General features: G+C 64.2%; 16 protein-coding genes. 14 read left to right on the top strand and 2 right to left on the bottom strand.

The window, feature by feature from the left end; all coding sequences use genetic code 11:
• Positions 1 to 109 precede the first annotated feature (109 nt).
• The 8 genes from PSEMAI1_RS0117035 to PSEMAI1_RS0117000 all read left to right on the top strand — a co-directional run bounded on the left by PSEMAI1_RS0117035 (position 110) and on the right by PSEMAI1_RS0117000 (position 10,077).
• The gene (locus PSEMAI1_RS0117035) at positions 110 to 859 is read left to right on the top strand and encodes an electron transfer flavoprotein subunit beta/FixA family protein (RefSeq protein WP_024304027.1); all 750 of its coding nucleotides are present in this window, start codon (positions 110 to 112) and stop codon (positions 857 to 859) included.
• Positions 860 to 861: 2 nt separating this feature from the next.
• Complete coding sequence (locus PSEMAI1_RS0117030; protein WP_024304026.1) at positions 862 to 1,797, top strand: electron transfer flavoprotein subunit alpha/FixB family protein; 936 nt, start codon at positions 862 to 864, stop codon at positions 1,795 to 1,797.
• A gap of 95 nt (positions 1,798 to 1,892) precedes the next feature.
• Positions 1,893 to 3,674, top strand: a complete 1,782-nt coding sequence (locus tag PSEMAI1_RS0117025; protein ID WP_024304025.1) for an acyl-CoA dehydrogenase C-terminal domain-containing protein — start codon at positions 1,893 to 1,895, stop codon at positions 3,672 to 3,674.
• Between the two features lie 215 nt (positions 3,675 to 3,889).
• Positions 3,890 to 5,017: a glutamine-hydrolyzing carbamoyl-phosphate synthase small subunit gene (carA, locus tag PSEMAI1_RS0117020; RefSeq protein WP_024304024.1), complete on the top strand. Its 1,128-nt coding sequence runs from the start codon at positions 3,890 to 3,892 to the stop codon at positions 5,015 to 5,017.
• Between the two features lie 54 nt (positions 5,018 to 5,071).
• Positions 5,072 to 5,719: a leucine efflux protein LeuE gene (gene leuE / locus PSEMAI1_RS0117015; protein ID WP_024304023.1), complete on the top strand. Its 648-nt coding sequence runs from the start codon at positions 5,072 to 5,074 to the stop codon at positions 5,717 to 5,719.
• 27 nt (positions 5,720 to 5,746) lie between these two features.
• On the top strand, positions 5,747 to 8,959 hold the full coding sequence (gene carB, locus PSEMAI1_RS0117010; protein WP_024304022.1) for a carbamoyl-phosphate synthase large subunit: 3,213 nt from the start codon (positions 5,747 to 5,749) through the stop codon (positions 8,957 to 8,959).
• Between the two features lie 153 nt (positions 8,960 to 9,112).
• Entirely contained in the window at positions 9,113 to 9,589 is a 477-nt protein-coding gene (gene greA, locus PSEMAI1_RS0117005; protein ID WP_024304021.1) for a transcription elongation factor GreA, read from the top strand.
• Positions 9,590 to 9,645: 56 nt separating this feature from the next.
• Positions 9,646 to 10,077, top strand: a complete 432-nt coding sequence (locus PSEMAI1_RS0117000; protein WP_024304020.1) for a DUF4149 domain-containing protein — start codon at positions 9,646 to 9,648, stop codon at positions 10,075 to 10,077.
• 80 nt (positions 10,078 to 10,157) lie between these two features.
• On the opposite strand, the gene yhbY is transcribed toward PSEMAI1_RS0117000, so the two are convergent.
• Positions 10,158 to 10,478, bottom strand: coding sequence for a ribosome assembly RNA-binding protein YhbY (gene yhbY / locus PSEMAI1_RS0116995; protein WP_198019681.1), 321 nt, complete (start codon positions 10,476 to 10,478; stop codon positions 10,158 to 10,160).
• A 170-nt stretch (positions 10,479 to 10,648) separates the two neighbouring features.
• Here yhbY and PSEMAI1_RS0116990 point away from each other — a divergent pair, with 170 nt between their 5' ends.
• From PSEMAI1_RS0116990 to PSEMAI1_RS0116970, 5 genes are all read left to right on the top strand, one after another.
• Complete coding sequence (locus tag PSEMAI1_RS0116990; RefSeq protein WP_024304018.1) at positions 10,649 to 11,266, top strand: RlmE family RNA methyltransferase; 618 nt, start codon at positions 10,649 to 10,651, stop codon at positions 11,264 to 11,266.
• A 78-nt stretch (positions 11,267 to 11,344) separates the two neighbouring features.
• Positions 11,345 to 13,255: an ATP-dependent zinc metalloprotease FtsH gene (gene ftsH / locus PSEMAI1_RS0116985; RefSeq protein WP_024304017.1), complete on the top strand. Its 1,911-nt coding sequence runs from the start codon at positions 11,345 to 11,347 to the stop codon at positions 13,253 to 13,255.
• A gap of 73 nt (positions 13,256 to 13,328) precedes the next feature.
• Positions 13,329 to 14,171, top strand: a complete 843-nt coding sequence (gene folP, locus PSEMAI1_RS0116980; protein ID WP_024304016.1) for a dihydropteroate synthase — start codon at positions 13,329 to 13,331, stop codon at positions 14,169 to 14,171.
• Positions 14,172 to 14,228: 57 nt separating this feature from the next.
• Positions 14,229 to 15,563, top strand: a complete 1,335-nt coding sequence (gene glmM / locus PSEMAI1_RS0116975; protein ID WP_024304015.1) for a phosphoglucosamine mutase — start codon at positions 14,229 to 14,231, stop codon at positions 15,561 to 15,563.
• A gap of 224 nt (positions 15,564 to 15,787) precedes the next feature.
• On the top strand, positions 15,788 to 16,420 hold the full coding sequence (locus PSEMAI1_RS0116970) for a DedA family protein (RefSeq protein WP_024304014.1): 633 nt from the start codon (positions 15,788 to 15,790) through the stop codon (positions 16,418 to 16,420).
• Between the two features lie 239 nt (positions 16,421 to 16,659).
• On the opposite strand, the gene PSEMAI1_RS0116965 is transcribed toward PSEMAI1_RS0116970, so the two are convergent.
• Entirely contained in the window at positions 16,660 to 16,989 is a 330-nt protein-coding gene (locus tag PSEMAI1_RS0116965; RefSeq protein WP_008952500.1) for an FKBP-type peptidyl-prolyl cis-trans isomerase, read from the bottom strand.
• A 166-nt stretch (positions 16,990 to 17,155) separates the two neighbouring features.
• On the opposite strand from PSEMAI1_RS0116965, the gene PSEMAI1_RS0116960 reads away from it, so the two are divergent.
• A complete protein-coding gene (locus PSEMAI1_RS0116960; RefSeq protein ID WP_024304013.1) occupies positions 17,156 to 17,941 on the top strand; it encodes a DUF2189 domain-containing protein in 786 nt (261 codons plus the stop codon).
• The last annotated feature ends 6 nt before the right edge of the window (positions 17,942 to 17,947 follow it).

Below are 17,947 nucleotides of genomic sequence, written 5' to 3'. Positions count from 1 at the left end.
ACCAAACGCTCGTTTTATTTTTGCGAACGTGCATAATCGACGCAACTGCATGTCACGCATGCTTGGGCATGCCGTCCAATACCAGACAGACGACACTTGCTGGAGGAATATGAAAGTTCTAGTCGCTGTGAAACGCGTTGTCGATTACAACGTGAAAGTCCGGGTCAAGGCCGATGGCTCCGGGGTGGATATCGCCAACGTCAAGATGTCGATGAACCCGTTCGACGAAATCGCCGTGGAAGAGGCGGTGCGTCTCAAGGAAGCCGGCAAGGTCAGCGAGGTAGTGGCCGTCTCGCTGGGCGTGAAGCAATGCGAAGAGACGCTGCGCACCGCGCTGGCGATGGGCGCCGACCGTGCCGTGCACGTCGAGACCGAGGCCGAGCTGCAGCCCTTGGCCGTGGCCAAGCTGCTCAAGGCCGTGGCCGAGAAGGAACAGCCGCAGCTGATGATCCTCGGCAAGCAGGCGATCGACGACGACGCCAACCAGACCGGCCAGATGGTCGCCGCGCTCTTGGGCTGGGGCCAAGGCACCTTCGCCTCCAAGGTGGACCTGGCGGCCGAAACCGTCGACGTCACCCGCGAGGTGGACGGCGGCCTGGAAACCGTCAAGCTGCGCCTGCCGGCGGTGGTGACCACCGACCTGCGCCTGAACGAGCCGCGCTACGTCAAGCTGCCCAACATCATGGCCGCCAAGAAGAAGCCGCTCGACAAGCTGACGGTGGAAGAACTGGGCGTCGACGTGACGCCGCGCCTGAAGACCCTCAAGGTGGCCGAGCCGGCCAAGCGCTCCGCCGGCATCAAGGTGGCCAACGCCGCCGAACTGGTCGCCAAACTCAAGAATGAAGCAAAGGTGCTGTGATCATGGCCATTCTCGTTATCGCTGAACACGACAACCAGAGCCTGAAGGCAGGCACCCTCAACACCGTCACCGCCGCCACCAAGATCGGTGGCGAGGTGCACCTGCTGGTCGCCGGCCATAACTGCGGCGCGGTAGCCGACGCGGCCAAGGCCGTCGCCGGTGTCGCCAAGGTACTGGTGGCCGACGCCGCCCCGTACGCCCACGGCCTGGCCGAAAACCTGGCCGCGCTGGTAGTGGAGCTGGCCCGTGGCTACAGCCACGTGCTGGCCCCGGCCGGCACCTCGGGCAAGAACTTCCTGCCGCGCGTTGCCGCGCTGCTGGACGTGGCGCAGATCTCCGACATCGTCGCCGTCGAATCGACCGACACCTTCGTGCGCCCGGTCTACGCCGGCAACGTGCTGGCCACGGTGCAGTCGTCCGACAGCATCAAGGTGATCACCGTGCGCACCACGGCGTTCGATGCGGCGGCGCTGGGCGGTGCGGCCAGCGTGGAGAGCGTGACGGCAGCGGCCGAGGCGCAGCTGTCGAGCTTCATCAGCCAGGAACTGACCAAATCCGACCGTCCGGAACTGGGTGCGGCCAAGGTGATTGTCTCCGGCGGTCGCGCGCTGGGTTCGGAAGAGCAGTTCAAGGCCATCATCGAGCCGCTGGCCGACAAGCTGGGCGCCGCTGTCGGCGCCTCGCGTGCCGCCGTGGACGCCGGCTACGCCCCGAACGACTACCAGGTCGGCCAGACCGGCAAGGTGGTGGCGCCGCAGCTGTACATCGCCGTGGGCATTTCCGGCGCCATCCAGCACTTGGCCGGCATGAAGGACTCCAAGGTGATCGTCGCCATCAACAAGGACGAAGAGGCGCCGATCTTCCAGGTGGCCGATTACGGCATCGTCGGTGACCTGTTCACCGTGGTGCCGGAGCTGATCGCCGAGCTGTCCAAGTAAGCGGCAGGCAGTAGCGATATCAGAAACACAACAAGGCCGGCGTCAGACCGGCCTTTTTTTACATCACGAGAAAACACGAGAAGCGAGGTGCTGACATGACTTACCATGCTCCCCTGAAAGATATCCGTTTCGCCCTCAACGAGTTGGCCGAACTGACCGCAGTCTGCTCCCTGCCGGGCTATGAGGACGCCAGTGTGGAACTGGTCGACGCCATTCTGGAGGAGGGCGCCAAGTTCGCCGAGAGCGTGCTGGCGCCGATCAATGCCTCCGGCGACAAGGGGGCGAAGCTCGACAACGGCGTGGTCAGCGCCGCGCCCGGTTTCAAGGAGGCTTGGCAGCAGTACGTCGACGCCGGCTGGGTGGGGCTGCGTGCTCCGCTCGAATTCGGCGGCCAGGGCCTGCCGGCCTTGGTGGCCATCGCCGCCGAGGAAATGTGGTGTTCGGCCAATTTGGCGTTCTCGCTGGCGCCGCTCTTGACGCTGGGCGCGGTGGAGGCGATCAACCACCACGCTTCGGACGAGATCAAGGCCGTCTATCTGCCGAAGATGGCCACCGGCGAGTGGACCGGCACCATGAACCTGACCGAGCCGCAGGCCGGCTCCGATCTGGCACAGGTGCGCACCCGTGCCGTGCCGCACGGTGACGGCAGCTACCGCATCAGCGGGCAGAAGATTTTCATCACCTGGGGCGAGCACGACCTGGCCGAGAACATCGTGCATCTGGTGCTGGCGCGGCTGCCGGACGCTCCGGCCGGCGTCAAGGGCATCTCGCTGTTCGTCGTGCCCAAGTACCTGCTCAATGCCGACGGCAGCCTGGGGGCGCGCAACGATCTGCGCTGCGTGTCGCTGGAGCACAAGCTGGGCATTCACGGCAGCCCGACGGCAGTGATGAGCTTCGGCGACCAGGGCGGTGCGGTCGGCTACCTGGTGGGCGAGCCGAACAAGGGGCTCTCCTACATGTTCACCATGATGAACCACGCCCGGCTCGGCGTCGGCATCGAGGGCATGGCGGTGTCGGAGCGGGCCTACCAGAAGGCCGTCGAGTACGCCCGCGAACGCGTGCAGAGCCGGGCCATCGGTTCGCCCGATGCTTCCGGCGTGGCCATCATCCGGCACCCGGACGTGCGGCGCATGCTGATGACGATGAAGGCGCAGATCGAGGCGCAGCGCGCCCTGGCGTTCGTCGCCGCCGCGGCGCTGGATCGTGCCGCGCGCCACCCCAATCCGCAGGAGAAGGCGCGCAACCAGGCGCTGGTCAACTTCCTGATCCCCATCGTCAAGGGCTGGAACACCGAGCAGGCCAACGAGATCACCTCGCTGGCGCTGCAGGTGCACGGCGGCATGGGCTATATCGAGGAAACCGGCGTGGCGCAGTACTACCGCGACGCGCGCATCACCGCCATCTACGAAGGCACCACCGGCATCCAGGCGCTGGACCTGATCGGGCGCAAGACCGCGGCGGAGAACGGCGCCACCGCGCGTGCGCTGCTGGCCGAGGTGCAGTCCACGGCGGACAAGCTCGCGGCAACCGGTTTTGATAACCTGTCGGCGAACCTGAAGAGCGCGGCGGCGGAAGCCGAGCGCTGCGTGGCGTTCATCCTGGAATCGTTCGCCAGCGAACCGGAACGGGCCGCCGCCGGCTCGGTGCCGTTCCTCAAGCTGATGGGTATCCTGCTTGGCGGCTGGCAGATGGGGCGTGCTGCGCTGATCGCCCGCGAGCGTTTGGCCGACGAAGGCGCCGATGCCGATTTCCTCACGGCCAAGCAAGTGACGGCACGCTTCTTCGGCGAGCACCTGCTGCCGCAGGTGAGCGGCCTGGCGGCAGCCATCCTGCACGGGGCCGACAGTGTGCTGGAACTGGACGAAGCGCAGTTCTGACCGGCGCTTGCCGCCGGCATGGGGGTGGCTCCCCCTGTGCCGGTGGCAAACGCTTCTTTGCTGTCGCCTGTTCGATAGGTGGAGTCGCCTTGCCAGAAATAGCTAAAAAAATTATACTGTTAAGGTTTAACAAAACGGGACAGGCGTTACGACGCGGTGTCCCGTTCTTCACATAAAAGCTTCGAAAACAGAGCAAACGGAACAGGAGCCAGTCAGTGTCATCCGTACCCGCGATTCTTGTCTTGGCTGACGGAACCCTCTTCAAGGGCAGTGCCATCGGTGCCACCGGCTATACGGTCGGCGAAGTGGTATTCAATACCGCCATCACCGGCTACCAGGAAATCTTGACGGACCCTTCTTACACCAAGCAGATTGTCACCCTGACCTATCCGCATATCGGCAACGTCGGCGCGAATGCGGAAGACACCGAGTCGCGCGCCGTCTACGCGGCCGGCTTGATCGTGCGCGATTTGCCGCTGCTGCACAGCAACTTCCGCGCCGAGGCGTCGTTGTCGGACTACCTCAAGGCCCACAACGTGGTGGCCATCGCCGACATCGACACCCGCAAGCTGACCCGCATCCTGCGTGAAAAAGGCGCCCAGCCGGGCTGCATCATGGCCGGCGAGATCGACGAGGCGCGCGCGCTGGAACTGGCGCGCGGCTTCGGCACGATGGCCGGTCAGGATCTGGCCAAGGTGGTCAGCTGCGACTCGATCTACCAGTGGGATACCCGCGAATGGCGCCTGGGCGAGGGCTACACCGCGCAGACCGAACCAAAGCACCACGTGGTGGCCTACGATTTCGGCGTCAAGCACAACATCCTGCGCATGCTGGCCGAGCGCGGCTGCAAGCTGACCGTGGTGCCGGCGCAGACCCCGGCCAAGGACGTGCTGGCGCTCAAGCCGGACGGCGTGTTCCTGTCCAACGGTCCGGGAGACCCGGAGCCGTGCGATTACGCCATCGGCGCGATCAAGGAAATCCTCGACACCAAGCTGCCGGTGTTCGGCATCTGCCTGGGCCACCAGCTGCTGGGTCTCGCCACCGGCGGCAAGACGTCCAAGATGAAGTTCGGCCACCACGGCGCCAACCATCCGGTGCAGGATCTGGATACCGGGCGCGTGATGATCACCAGCCAGAACCACGGCTTCCAGGTGGACGAGAACAGCCTGCCTGCCAACGTGCGCGTCACCCACCGCTCGCTGTTCGACGGTACCGTGCAGGGCATCGCGCTGACCGACCGCCCGGCCTTCAGCTTCCAGGGGCACCCGGAAGCGAGCCCCGGCCCGAACGACGTGGCGTATCTGTTCGACAAGTTCATCAAGGCGATGGACGAACGCGGCTGAGAGGCCGCATGAGGCCGGCGCGCAAGCGTGCCGGCCCACGACGGGAGTCAGAACATGCTGGGAATTACCGATCCGTTGACCTACCTGATAGGCACCATCATCATCGTCCTGCTGCCCGGGCCGAACTCGCTGTACGTGCTGTCGGTGGCGGCACAGCGCGGGGTGCGTTCCGGCTTCAAGGCTGCCGGCGGGGTGTTGCTCGGCGATACGCTGCTGATGGTGGCAACGGCTGCCGGGGCGGCGTCGCTGCTCAAGAGCTATCCGGCGTTGTTCTGGGTGGTCAAGTACATCGGTGCGGCCTATCTGGCGTGGATGGGGATCAACATGCTGCGCGGCGCGCTGCAGCGCTGGTTCCGGCCGGTGGCGGTCGCTGCCGCCCAGCCAATCAATCTTGGCAGCCGCGATCCGTTCCGGCGGGCGCTGACCTTGAGCCTGATGAACCCCAAGGCCATCCTGTTCTTCCTGTCGTTCTTCGTGCAATTCGTCGATCCGGCCTACCCCTACCCGGCGCTGACCTTCGTCGCGCTGGGGAGCATGCTGCAGGTCTGCAGCATCAGCTACCTGACGGCGCTGATCCTGGCCGGCAGCCGCCTGGCCGACGCCTTCCGCGCGCGGCGCCGGCTGGCCAGTGCGGCCACCGGTGGCACCGGCGCGCTGTTTCTGGGCTTTGGCGCCAAGCTGGCCGCGGCGAGCCTGAACTGAATAAATGATCCAAATTGAGCCCTAACGATGCCAAAACGTACTGACTTAAAGAGCATTCTCATCATCGGCGCCGGTCCCATCGTGATCGGCCAGGCCTGCGAATTCGACTATTCCGGCGCCCAGGCGTGCAAGGCGCTGCGTGAAGAGGGTTACAAGGTCATCCTGGTCAACTCCAACCCGGCCACCATCATGACCGACCCGGACATGGCCGACGTGACCTACATCGAGCCGATCAACTGGCAGGTGGTGGAAAAGATCATCGCCAAGGAGCGTCCGGACGCGATCCTGCCGACCATGGGCGGCCAGACCGCGCTGAACTGCGCGCTGGACCTCGCGCGCAACGGCGTGCTGGAGAAGTACAAGGTCGAGCTGATCGGTGCCACCGAAGACGCCATCGACAAGGCGGAAGACCGCGGCCGCTTCAAGGAAGCCATGGCCAAGATCGGCCTGTCCTGCCCGCTGTCCTTCGTCTGCCATACCATGGAAGAGTCGCTGGCGGCGCAGGCCAAGGTCGGTTTCCCGACCCTGATCCGTCCGTCCTTCACCATGGGCGGCTCCGGCGGCGGCATCGCCTACAACAAGGAAGAATTCCTGGCGATCTGCGAGCGCGGCTTCGAGGCCTCGCCGACGCACGAACTCCTGATCGAGCAATCGGTACTCGGCTGGAAAGAGTACGAGATGGAAGTGGTGCGCGACCGCAACGACAACTGCATCATCATCTGCTCGATCGAGAACTTCGACCCGATGGGCGTGCACACCGGTGACTCGATCACCGTGGCCCCGGCGCAGACGCTGACCGACAAGGAATACCAGATCATGCGTAACGCCTCGCTGGCGGTACTGCGTGAGATCGGCGTGGATACCGGCGGTTCGAACGTGCAGTTCGCCACCAATCCGGCCACCGGCGAAATGATCGTGATCGAGATGAACCCGCGCGTGTCGCGTTCGTCCGCACTGGCCTCCAAGGCCACCGGCTTCCCGATCGCCAAGGTCGCCGCCAAGCTGGCCGTGGGCTACACCCTGGACGAACTGAAGAACGACATCACCGGCGGCGCCACCCCGGCCTCGTTCGAACCGTCGATTGACTACGTCGTCACCAAGATCCCGCGCTTCGCCTTCGAGAAGTTCCCGCAGGCCGACGACCGCCTGACCACCCAGATGAAGTCGGTGGGCGAGGTGATGGCCATGGGCCGTACCCTGCAGGAATCGATGCAGAAGGCGCTGCGTGGCCTGGAGACCGGTCTCGCCGGTTTCGACCCGGTCACTACCGACCTGGAGCAGATCCGCCACGAGATCGGCACACCGGGACCGGAGCGCATCCTCTACGTCGCCGACGCTTTCCGTGCCGGCATGAGCCGTGGCGACATCCACGCCATCAGCAAGATCGACGAGTGGTTCCTCGCCCAGATCGAGGACATCGTCGGCGAAGAGAAGGCGCTGGCCGGTCGCAAGCTCGAGGAGCTCGACTACGCCGAACTGCGTCGCCTGAAGCGCAAGGGCTTCTCCGACCGCCGCCTGGGCGCGCTGCTGGGCGTCGACCAGTCCGCCGTGCGTGCGCGCCGCTGGGCGCTGAACCTGCGCCCGGTGTACAAGCGCGTCGACACCTGCGCTGCCGAATTCGCCACCAACACCGCCTACATGTACTCGAGCTACGAGGAAGAGTGCGAGTCCAACCCGACCGACCGCAAGAAGGTCATGGTGCTGGGTGGCGGCCCGAACCGCATCGGCCAGGGCATCGAGTTCGACTACTGCTGCGTGCACGCGGCGCTGGCGCTGCGCGAGTCCGGTTTCGAGACCATCATGGTCAACTGCAACCCGGAAACCGTGTCGACCGACTATGACACCTCCGACCGCCTGTACTTCGAGCCGCTGACGCTGGAAGACGTGCTGGAAATCTGCCACGTCGAGAAGCCATTCGGCGTGATCGTGCAGTATGGCGGCCAGACCCCGCTGAAGCTGGCGCGCGCGCTGGAAGCCAATGGCGTGCCCATTATCGGCACCACGCCGGACATGATCGACTGCGCCGAAGACCGCGAGCGTTTCCAGAAGATGCTGCAGGAACTCGGTCTGAAGCAGCCGCCGAACCGTACCGCCCGTACCCCGGCCGACGCCATGCGCCTGGCCGAGGAAATCGGCTACCCGCTGGTGGTGCGCCCGTCCTACGTACTGGGCGGCCGTGCCATGGAGATCGTGCACGAGCCGGCCGACCTCGAGCGCTACATGCGCGAAGCGGTCAAGGTGTCGAACGACAGCCCGGTGCTGCTCGACCGCTTCCTGAACGACGCCATCGAGGTCGACGTCGACGCGGTATCGGATGGTGAGCTGGTGGTGATCGGCGGCATCATGCAGCACGTCGAACAGGCCGGCGTGCACTCCGGCGACTCGGCCTGCTCGCTGCCGCCGTACAGCCTGTTCCCGGCGGTGCAGGACGAGATCCGCCGCCAGACCGTGGCCATGGCCAAGGCGCTGAACGTGGTCGGCCTGATGAACGTGCAGTTCGCCATCCAGGGCGAAACCATCTACGTGCTGGAAGTGAACCCGCGCGCCTCGCGTACCGTGCCGTTCGTCTCCAAGGTGACCGGTGCGCCGCTGGCCAAGATCGCCGCGCGCTGCATGGCCGGCATCACTCTGGCCGAGCAGGGCTTCACCGCCGAAGTGGTTCCGCCGTACTACGCGGTCAAGGAAGCGGTGTTCCCGTTCATCAAGTTCCCTGGCGTGGACACCATCCTCGGCCCGGAAATGAAGTCCACCGGCGAGGTGATGGGCGTTGGCCGCAGCTTCGCCGAGGCCTTCGTCAAGGGCCAGCTGGCCGCCGGCGACCGCCTGCCGAAGTCGGGCAAGGTGTTCCTGTCGGTGCGCAACAGCGACAAGCCCGGCGCGGTGGAAGTGGCGCGCGAGATGGTACGCCTCGGCTTCGAGGTGGTGGCGACCCGGGGTACCGCGCGCGGCATCCAGGAAGCCGGCATCCCGGTGCAGGTGATCAACAAGGTCAACGAAGGCCGCCCGCACATCGTCGACATGATCAAGAACGGCGAGATCAGCCTGGTGTTCAACACCGTGGACGAGAAGCGTCAGGCCATCCAGGACAGCCATTCGATTCGCCGCTCGGCGCTGCAGATGCGCGTGCCGCAGTACACCACGCTGGCCGGTGCCAAGGCGGTGTGCGTCGGCATGGCGCACGCCGAGGAGTTCGACGTGTACAGCGTGCAGGATCTGCACGCCATGGTCCGCAACGGCTGACCAAGGCTGACGGCGCGGGTTGCTGCCAACCTTTGAACCCCGCGCCGTTTGCCGTTACAATTCAGGCATCAAGCTAGCAGCCAAGCCGCCGTCCCGTACGGCGGCTTGTGCTTTTTCATGATGGCGGGGCTCCCGCCTGCGGAGAGAAGTCGAATGAACAAAGTCCCGTTGACCCTGCGTGGCGCAGAACTGCTGAAAGAAGAACTGCAGCGGCTCAAGAGCGTGGAACGCCCGGCGGTGATCGAGGCCATTGCCGAGGCCCGCTCCCATGGCGATCTGTCGGAAAACGCCGAATACGATGCCGCCAAGGAGCGTCAGGCGTTCGTCGAAGGTCGTATCGCCGAGCTGGAGGGCAAGCTCTCCAACGCCCAGATCATCAACCCGAGCGAACTGGACGCCGAAGGCCGCATCGTATTCGGCACCACGGTCGACCTGATGGACCTGGAAACCGAAGAAGAAGTGACCTACCAGATCGTCGGCGACGATGAAGCCGACATCAAGTTCGCCAAGGTGTCGGTCAACTCGCCGATCGCCCGCGCGCTGATTGGCAAGGAAGCCGGTGACGTCGCCGAGGTGATGGCGCCGGGGGGCATCCGCGAATACGAGATCCTGGACGTCAAATACATCTGAGCGGTCACGGCGGTAATACGCCGCCACGCCGTGCATGTCGGTTAAAGGGGCTGCGCATGGATGGATTGAGGGCGATTACCCGCACCTTCTGGATTGGGGGGATGTGGGTCATCGGCATCGTCGTGACGCCGGTGCTGTTTTCGGTGCTGAACCGAGCCACGGCCGGCATGGTGGCCGGCAAGCTGTTTTCCGCCATCGCCTGGATCGGGCTGGTGTGTGGGGCGTTCTTGCTGGTGGATTACATCTGGCGCGAGGGGGTGCGTGGCGTCAAGTCTGCCACGTTCTGGCTGATCGTCGGCATGCTGCTGTGCACCCTGATCAACCATTTCGCGGTGTCGCCGATCATCGCCAACCTCAAGCTGCAGATGAACCAGGCGGCGGAAGGGCTGTTCGGCGGCGGCTTCGCCACTTGGCACGCCATCTCCAGCCTGATCTACCTGTTGCAAAGCCTGATGGGACTGGCCTATATCCTGCGCCGGGACAGCTGAGTCTGTCGTTGGTGCGGAATGAAAAAAAGCGGTGGGTTGCGCCACCGCTTTTTTTTTCGTTGCCGGAACCGTCGGCTGGATCAAGGCTGCGCCTTGAGCGCCTTCTTGCTCTTGGGCAGCACCACGCGCTGTTTGTCGGACGGGCGCCACAGCACCAGCAGCTTGCCGATGTGCTGGACCTGGGCGGCGCCCAGTTCGTCGCAGATCTGATCGAACAGCGCCACGCGGGCATCGCGGTCGTCCCCTTGTACCCGGATCTTGATCAGCTCGTGCGCATCGAGGTTGATGGCGATTTCCCGCACCACCGCCTCGGTCAGGCCGTGGTTGCCGATCATCACTACCGGTTTGAGGTCGTGGGCGAGCCCTTTCAAGTACTGGCGCTCGAATGGAGCAAGGTCGATTTTCATGGGCATGGGCTTCCTGAATAAAACGAGATTCTACTAAACTTTCGCCCTTTGCCCAAAGCGCCGGCTGGAGTACCTTTAGAGAGAGTGTAGCGTCAAGCTACACGACGGCCTCGCCGGCATGACCGGGCAGGGAGCCGTTTTCAAGACGACTGAGCAGGACATCAATGGCTAGAAGCAAATCCAGCAACGACTGGCTTCGGGAGCACGTGCACGACCATTACGTGCACATGGCGCAAAAGGACGGCTACCGTGCCCGTGCCGCCTACAAGCTCCTGGAAATCAACGACAAGGACAAACTGATCCGCCCCGGTACGGTGCTGGCCGACCTGGGCTCGGCGCCGGGCAGCTGGTCTCAGGTGGCGGCACGGCTGGTGGGCGACAAGGGCAAGGTGTACGCGCTCGACATCCTGCCGATGAACCCGATCCCCGACGTGGAGTTCATCCAGGGCGACTTCCGCGAGCAGGAAGTGCTCGACCAGTTTGTGGCGCTGCTCGGCGGGCGCGAACTCGATCTTGTAATATCCGACATGGCGCCCAATATCTCGGGTATGAGCGCCATCGATCAGGCGCGCAGTTTTCACCTGTGCGAGCTCGCGCTGGAGTTTGTTCGCGACCATCTGAAACCGGGCGGGAGTTTTCTCGTCAAAGTTTTTCAGGGCAGCGATTTTCAGCCGTACCTCAAGTCCATGCGGGAACTGTTCGACGAGGTGGTCAGCCGCAAGCCCAAGGCCTCGCGCGACCGCTCCACGGAAATTTATCTGTTGGGCAAAGGTCGTCGCTGACATCCACCCCCGCGGGGGTTACAATCCGTAGGCAATACGGGAAACCAGCTAAGTCAGGGCACAGAGGAGTCCGCTCTAGTGAACAATATCGGCAAAAACATCGCCATTTGGGTGATCATCGGTCTGGTACTGATGACGGTGTTCAATCAGTTCAACAAGCGTCAGGATACCCAGAACCAGATCGAGTATTCGCAGTTCATCAGCGATGTCGAGTCGGGCAAGGTACAGTCGTTGAGCATCGAGGGCCATCCGCTGCGCGGGCAGTGGCTGAAAGGCAAGCGTGCCGACGGTTCGTCCTTCATGACCTACGCTCCCTACGACCCGCAGCTGGTCGACGACCTGATCAAGAATAACGTGCGCTTCTCGGCCAAGCCGGAGGAGGAGCCCAGCATGCTGATGAGCCTGTTCATCAGCTGGTTCCCGATGCTGCTGTTGATCGGCGTGTGGATTTTCTTCATGCGTCAGATGCAGGGCGGCGGCAAGGGCGGGGCGTTCTCGTTCGGCAAGAGCAAGGCGCGCATGCTCGACCAGGACACCAATACCGTGACCTTCCAGGACGTCGCCGGCTGCGACGAGGCCAAGGAAGAGGTCAAGGAAATCGTCGATTACCTGCGCGATCCGTCGCGCTACCAGAGCCTGGGCGGGCGCATTCCGCGCGGCATCCTGCTGTGCGGCAGCCCCGGTACCGGTAAGACCCTGCTGGCCAAGGCCATCGCCGGCGAGGCCAAGGTGCCGTTCTTCAGCATTTCCGGCTCCGACTTCGTCGAGATGTTCGTCGGCGTGGGTGCCGCCCGCGTGCGCGACATGTTCGAGCAGGCCAAGAAGAATTCCCCGTGCATCATCTTCATCGATGAAATCGACGCAGTCGGCCGCCAGCGCGGCGCCGGTCTTGGCGGCGGCAACGACGAGCGTGAGCAGACGCTGAACCAGCTGCTGGTGGAGATGGACGGCTTCGAGACCAACACCACGGTGATCGTGATCGCCGCCACCAACCGTCCTGACGTGCTGGACCCGGCGCTGCAGCGTCCGGGCCGTTTCGACCGCCAGGTGGTGGTGCCGCTGCCGGATATCCGTGGCCGCGAACAGATCCTGTCGGTGCACATGCGCAAGGTGCCAATCGCGGCCGATGTCGAGGCGTCGGTGATCGCCCGCGGCACCCCGGGCTTCTCCGGTGCCGATCTGGCCAACCTGGTGAACGAGGCTGCCCTGTTCGCCGCGCGCCGCAACAAGCGCCTGGTCGACATGGACGACTTCGAGGCCGCCAAGGACAAGATCATGATGGGCGCCGAGCGCAAGTCGATGGTGATGTCGGAAGAAGAGAAGCGTAATACCGCCTACCACGAATCCGGCCACGCCGTGGTCGCCAAGCTGCTGCCCAAGTCCGATCCGGTGCACAAGGTCACCATCATCCCGCGTGGCCGTGCCCTGGGCCTGACCATGCAGTTGCCCGAAGAGGACCGCTACGCCTACGACCGCGGCTACCTGATGGACCGCATCGCCATCCTGTTCGGTGGCCGTATCGCCGAAGAGCTGTTCATGAACCAGATGACCACCGGCGCCTCGAACGACTTCGAGCGTGCCACCCAGATGGCGCGCGACATGGTCACCCGCTACGGCATGAGCGACAAGCTGGGGCCGATGGTGTACGGCGAGAACGAGGGCGAGGTGTTCCTCGGCCGCTCCGTCACCACCCACAAGAACATGTCGGAAGCGACCATGCAGCAGGTGGACCAGGAAATCCGCCGCATCATCGACGAGCAGTACGCTCTGGCGCGCCACCTGCTCGAGGAGCACCGCGACAAGGTCGAGGCGATGACCGCCGCGCTGCTGGAATGGGAAACCATCGACGCCGAGCAGATCGACGACATCATGGCCGGCCGTCCGCCGCGCCCGCCGCGTCCCGACCGCAGTGCGCCCGGCACCAGTGGTGGCGACAAGCCGACCGGCACCGCGCCGGAACCGAGCGCGACCCCGGCGCAGGAACACTGAGCCGTTCGACCCTCATCCCAAGGCGGCAGCATCGTGCTGCCGCCTTTTTTGCGACCCCGATACAGGCAACACCATGACCGATTTCGTGTGCGGGCGCTACACGCTCGCGCTGGATCGCCCGCTGCTGATGGGCATCCTCAACGTCACTCCCGATTCGTTTTCCGATGGCGGCCGCTTCAACCGGCTCGACAGCGCCCTGGCCCACGCGGAAAGGCTGCTGGAAGAGGGCGCCGACATCCTCGACATCGGCGGCGAGTCGACCCGCCCCGGCGCCCCCTACGTCAGCCCGGAAGAGGAAGAGGCGCGCGTGCTGCCGGTGCTGGAGCGGCTGGCCGCGTTGAACGTGCCGCTGTCGCTCGACACCCGGCGTACCTCGGTGATGCGGGCGGCGTTGCAGGCGGGGGCGGTGGACCTGATCAACGACGTCTCCGCGCTGGAGGACGAGGGCGCGCTGGAGATGGTGGCGGGCAGCCGGGTTGGTATCTGCCTGATGCACAAGCAGGGCAATCCGGACAATATGCAGCACAACCCGCAGTATCGCGATGTGGTCGAGGAGGTCGGAGCCTATCTCGGCCGGCGCGTGACGCTGTGCCTGGAACACGGCATCGTCCGCGAGCGCCTGCTGGGCGATCCGGGCTTCGGCTTCGGCAAGACGGTGGCGCATAACCTGCTGTTGCTGCAACACCTGGCTGACGTCGAGCAGCAGGCCGGTGTGCCGCTCTTGGTAGGCATGTCGCGCAAGTCGATGCTGGGGGCGGTCACGGGCGAAGAGGTGCCGGCCGAACGGCTGGGTGCCAGCGTGGCGGCCGCGCTGGAGGCGGCGCGGCGCGGCGCCAAGGTGGTCCGGGTGCACGACGTCAAGGCCACGCGCCAGGCGCTGCAACTGCTGGCCGCGCTGGAACAGAACCACCGCTGACACGTCATGCCGGCCGGCAGTACAATGCCGTGCCGTTTCTCAGGGATACAACACACCATGGCTCGCAAATACTTTGGCACCGACGGCGTCCGCGGCGAAGTCGGCCAGTTTCCGATCACCCCCGAATTCGTCCTCAAGCTCGGCTACGCCGCCGGGCGGGTGCTGGTCAACCACGAGCACGATGCCCATCCGACCGTGCTGATTGGCAAGGACACGCGTATTTCCGGCTACATGCTGGAAGCGGCGTTGCAGGCCGGCCTGACCGCTGCCGGCGTCAACGTGCTCTTGACCGGGCCGCTGCCGACGCCGGGCATCGCCTACCTGACGCGCGCACTGCGCTTGTCCGCCGGCGTGATGATCTCGGCCTCGCACAATCCCTATCACGATAACGGCATCAAGTTCTTCGCCGAGGGCGGCAAGAAGCTGGACGATGCCATCGAGCTGGAAATCGAAGCGATGCTCGAACAGCCGATGGAAACCAAGCCGTCGCGCGACCTGGGACGGGCACGCCGCATCGACGGCGCGGCTGAACGCTACATCGAGTTCTGCAAGAGCACCTTTCCCAACGACCGCGATCTCAAGGGCCTGAAGCTGGTGGTCGACTGCGCCCATGGCGCTACCTATCACATCGCGCCCAAGGTGTTTCATGAACTGGGCGCCGAGGTGGTCACCATCGGCGGCGAGCCGACCGGTTACAACATCAATGACAAGGTCGGGGCCACCTACCCCAAGACCCTGCAGGCGGCGGTGCTGCAGCACGAGGCCGATTATGGCGTGGCTCTGGACGGCGACGGTGACCGGCTGATGATGGTGGACCGCAAGGGCCAGGTCTACGACGGCGACCAGCTGATCTACGTGATCGCCAAGGCGCGCGCCGCCAAGGGGGAACTGAAAGGTGGCGTGGTCGGCACGGTGATGACCAATATGGGCATGGAGCTCGCCTTGCAGAAGATGGCGGTGCCGTTCGGCCGGGCCAAGGTGGGGGACCGCTACGTGCTGGAGATGCTGCACAACAACGGCTGGCAGGTGGGGGGCGAGGCGTCCGGTCATGTGTTGTGCCTCGACAAACACAATACCGGTGACGGCATCATTTCCTGCCTGCAGGTGCTGACTGCCCTGGATGAACTGGGTCAGGACCTGGCCGGCGTGTGCCGCGACTGGCAGCCGTTTCCGCAGACGCTGATCAACGTGCGGCTCAAGGGACAGGACTGGAAGGCGGCGTCGGCCGACGTGCTGCGCGCCGCTGAGAGCGCCTTGCAGGGCCGTGGGCGCGTGGTGTTGCGTCCGAGCGGCACCGAGCCGGTGGTGCGCGTCATGGTGGAGGCCGACGAGCACGCCCTGTCGGAGAAGTGGGCGCGCGAGATCGCGGCGGTGATCGACGCGGCCGCCTGAGTCCGCCGCCTCCGCAATGCCCCTGGAAAAGCCCACGCCCGTCCGGCCGTGGGCTTTTCGCCGAGTGGGCGGGGCTTGCGCTGCGAGGGCGTGCAGAAGGCTGTTCGGTATCAAGAAATTGCCGGGATGGGCTGTGTTATGATGATGCTCCACGATACGTCCCCGTTCCGAAAACGGGGCAGCACACCCTGATGCAAAGCAGGGGGATGGACTGACGGGCCTACATGGATATTCTGCAGATTCTTCTCGATTTCTTTACCGGGTACGGCTATCTCGCCGTATTTCTGGTGCTGTTGGCCTGCGGTTGTGGCGTGCCGATTCCGGAGGACATCACCTTGGTGGCGGGCGGCATCATCTCCGGTCTGGGGTTTGCCAACGTGCACTGGATGGTTGCCGTGGGCATGGCCGGGGTGCTGCTGGGCGATGGCCTGATGTTTGCGCTCGGTCATCATTACGGCCATCGTGTGCTGCGTTTCAAGCCGGTTGCCCACATCCTGACACAGGAACGGTTTCTCGCGGTGCAGGAAAAATTCGACCGATACGGCAACTGGGTGATGTTCGTGGCGCGTTTCCTGCCCGGACTGCGCTCGCCGATCTTCATCACCGCCGGCATGACCCGGCGCGTGCCGTACTGGCGTTTCCTGCTGATGGATGGCTTTGCCGCGCTGATCTCGGTGCCGGTCTGGGTGTACCTGGGCTACTTGGGCGCTGCCAACCGCGAGTGGCTGATGACTTGGGTGCATCGTGGCCAGGCGGGCATCCTGATCGCCGTCGCGGTGCTGCTGGCGGGAATCGCCATGGTCTGCTACCGCAGGAGGAAGAACAGCCATGCGGCAGCGTTGACGCACAAGAAATGAGCCGGATCGTTGCAACAAAAAAGCCATCGCATAGCGATGGCTCAGGCTGCTGACAAAGTGCTTCGATGCGTTTTTACAGGACCCGGCAGAGCCGGTCCTCTCCACCTCAGTAGTTGATTCCGCAGCCTGCCTATCTATTCCCAATCCCTCGCTGAGCCAATCAAAGATTGGCACGCAGTCCACCCTTGCCCTGCAAGGGAGCCTCGCTACGCTCGAGATCGTTGCCGGCAGGCTGTGGCTCAGCCGACCTGCAGCAGTTCCACTTCGAAGATCAGCGTGGCGTTGGGCGGAATCACACCGCCGGCGCCGCGCGCGCCGTAGCCCAGTTCGGCCGGGATGGTCAGCTTGCGCTTGCCGCCGACCTTCATGCCGGCCACGCCCTGATCCCAGCCCTTGATCACGTAGCCGGCTCCCAGCGGGAAGGAGAACGGCTGGAAGCGGTCCTTGCTCGAGTCGAACTTGGTGCCGTCGGTGAGCCAGCCGGTGTAGTGTACGGTGACCTCCTGGCCGACGGTGGCTTCGGCGCCGTCGCCCAGCTGCAGTTCTTCGATAATCAGTTCGGACGCCATGTGCCTCTCCTTCTGTTTGTTTCAACCAAAATATTCATTCTAGCAGGGCGACCCCGCCACGTCGTCCCGGCCAAGTGGCGGCGGGGTTGTGTTTCATCTGTGATGGCTTATAACGGAACAAGGCCAGGTTTGTCCGCCACTCACTCTTGCTGCAAGGGGAAACATCATGGATATCACTCATCATCATCCGTCGAACGAGCACCCGGTTATCAAGCATGTCGACGTGTCGTACCCGGCTAAATGGTTGCGCCAGGGCTTCAAGGATGTGCAGCGTGCGCCGGCCGATTCGCTGTTCTACGGGGCGGTCTTCGTCCTGATGGGCTATCTGCTGGCCATCTATTTCGAGCAGGCGCCCGAGATCGTCGTCACCTTGTCGACCATCTTCCTGCTGGTCGGTCCGTTCCTGGCGATCGGCCTCTACGACATCGCCAAGCAGATGGAGGCGTTCGACGGCCGCGGCCGGGTGACGCTGATCCACAGCATGACCGCCTGGCGCGTCAATATGCACAGTTTCGCGTTGTACGCGGTGCTGCTGGCGGTGCTGGTGTTCGGCTGGTTCCGTATGTCGCTGCTGATCTTCGCCCTGTTCTACGATACGGCGACCCTGCCGACGCTGGAGATGGTGGTGGCCAACGCCTTCAAGCCGGAGAATATCGGCTTCCTGGTGGCCTACTTCGGCATCGGTTTCTTCTTTGCCGCACTGGTGTTCGCGATCAGCGCGGTGTCGCTGCCGATGCTGCTCGACAAGGAGGTGGACACCATCACCGCCATGGTCGCCAGCCTGCAGGCGGTGTACAAGAACCTGCTGACGATGGTGGTGTGGGCGGCTATGATTGTCGGTCTCACCGTGGTGGGCTTTGCCACCTATTTCGTCGGCCTCATCGTGATCATGCCGGTGATCGGCCTGGCAACCTGGCACGCCTACCGCGACCTGATCACTTTCGAGCGCTGACGACGA

It is taken from the genome of Pseudogulbenkiania sp. MAI-1, assembly GCF_000527175.1.
Taxonomy (GTDB): Bacteria; Pseudomonadota; Gammaproteobacteria; order Burkholderiales; family Chromobacteriaceae; genus Pseudogulbenkiania.
The sequence above is the reverse complement of the archived record's forward strand: the minus strand, read 5'-3'. Positions and strand labels throughout refer to the sequence as shown.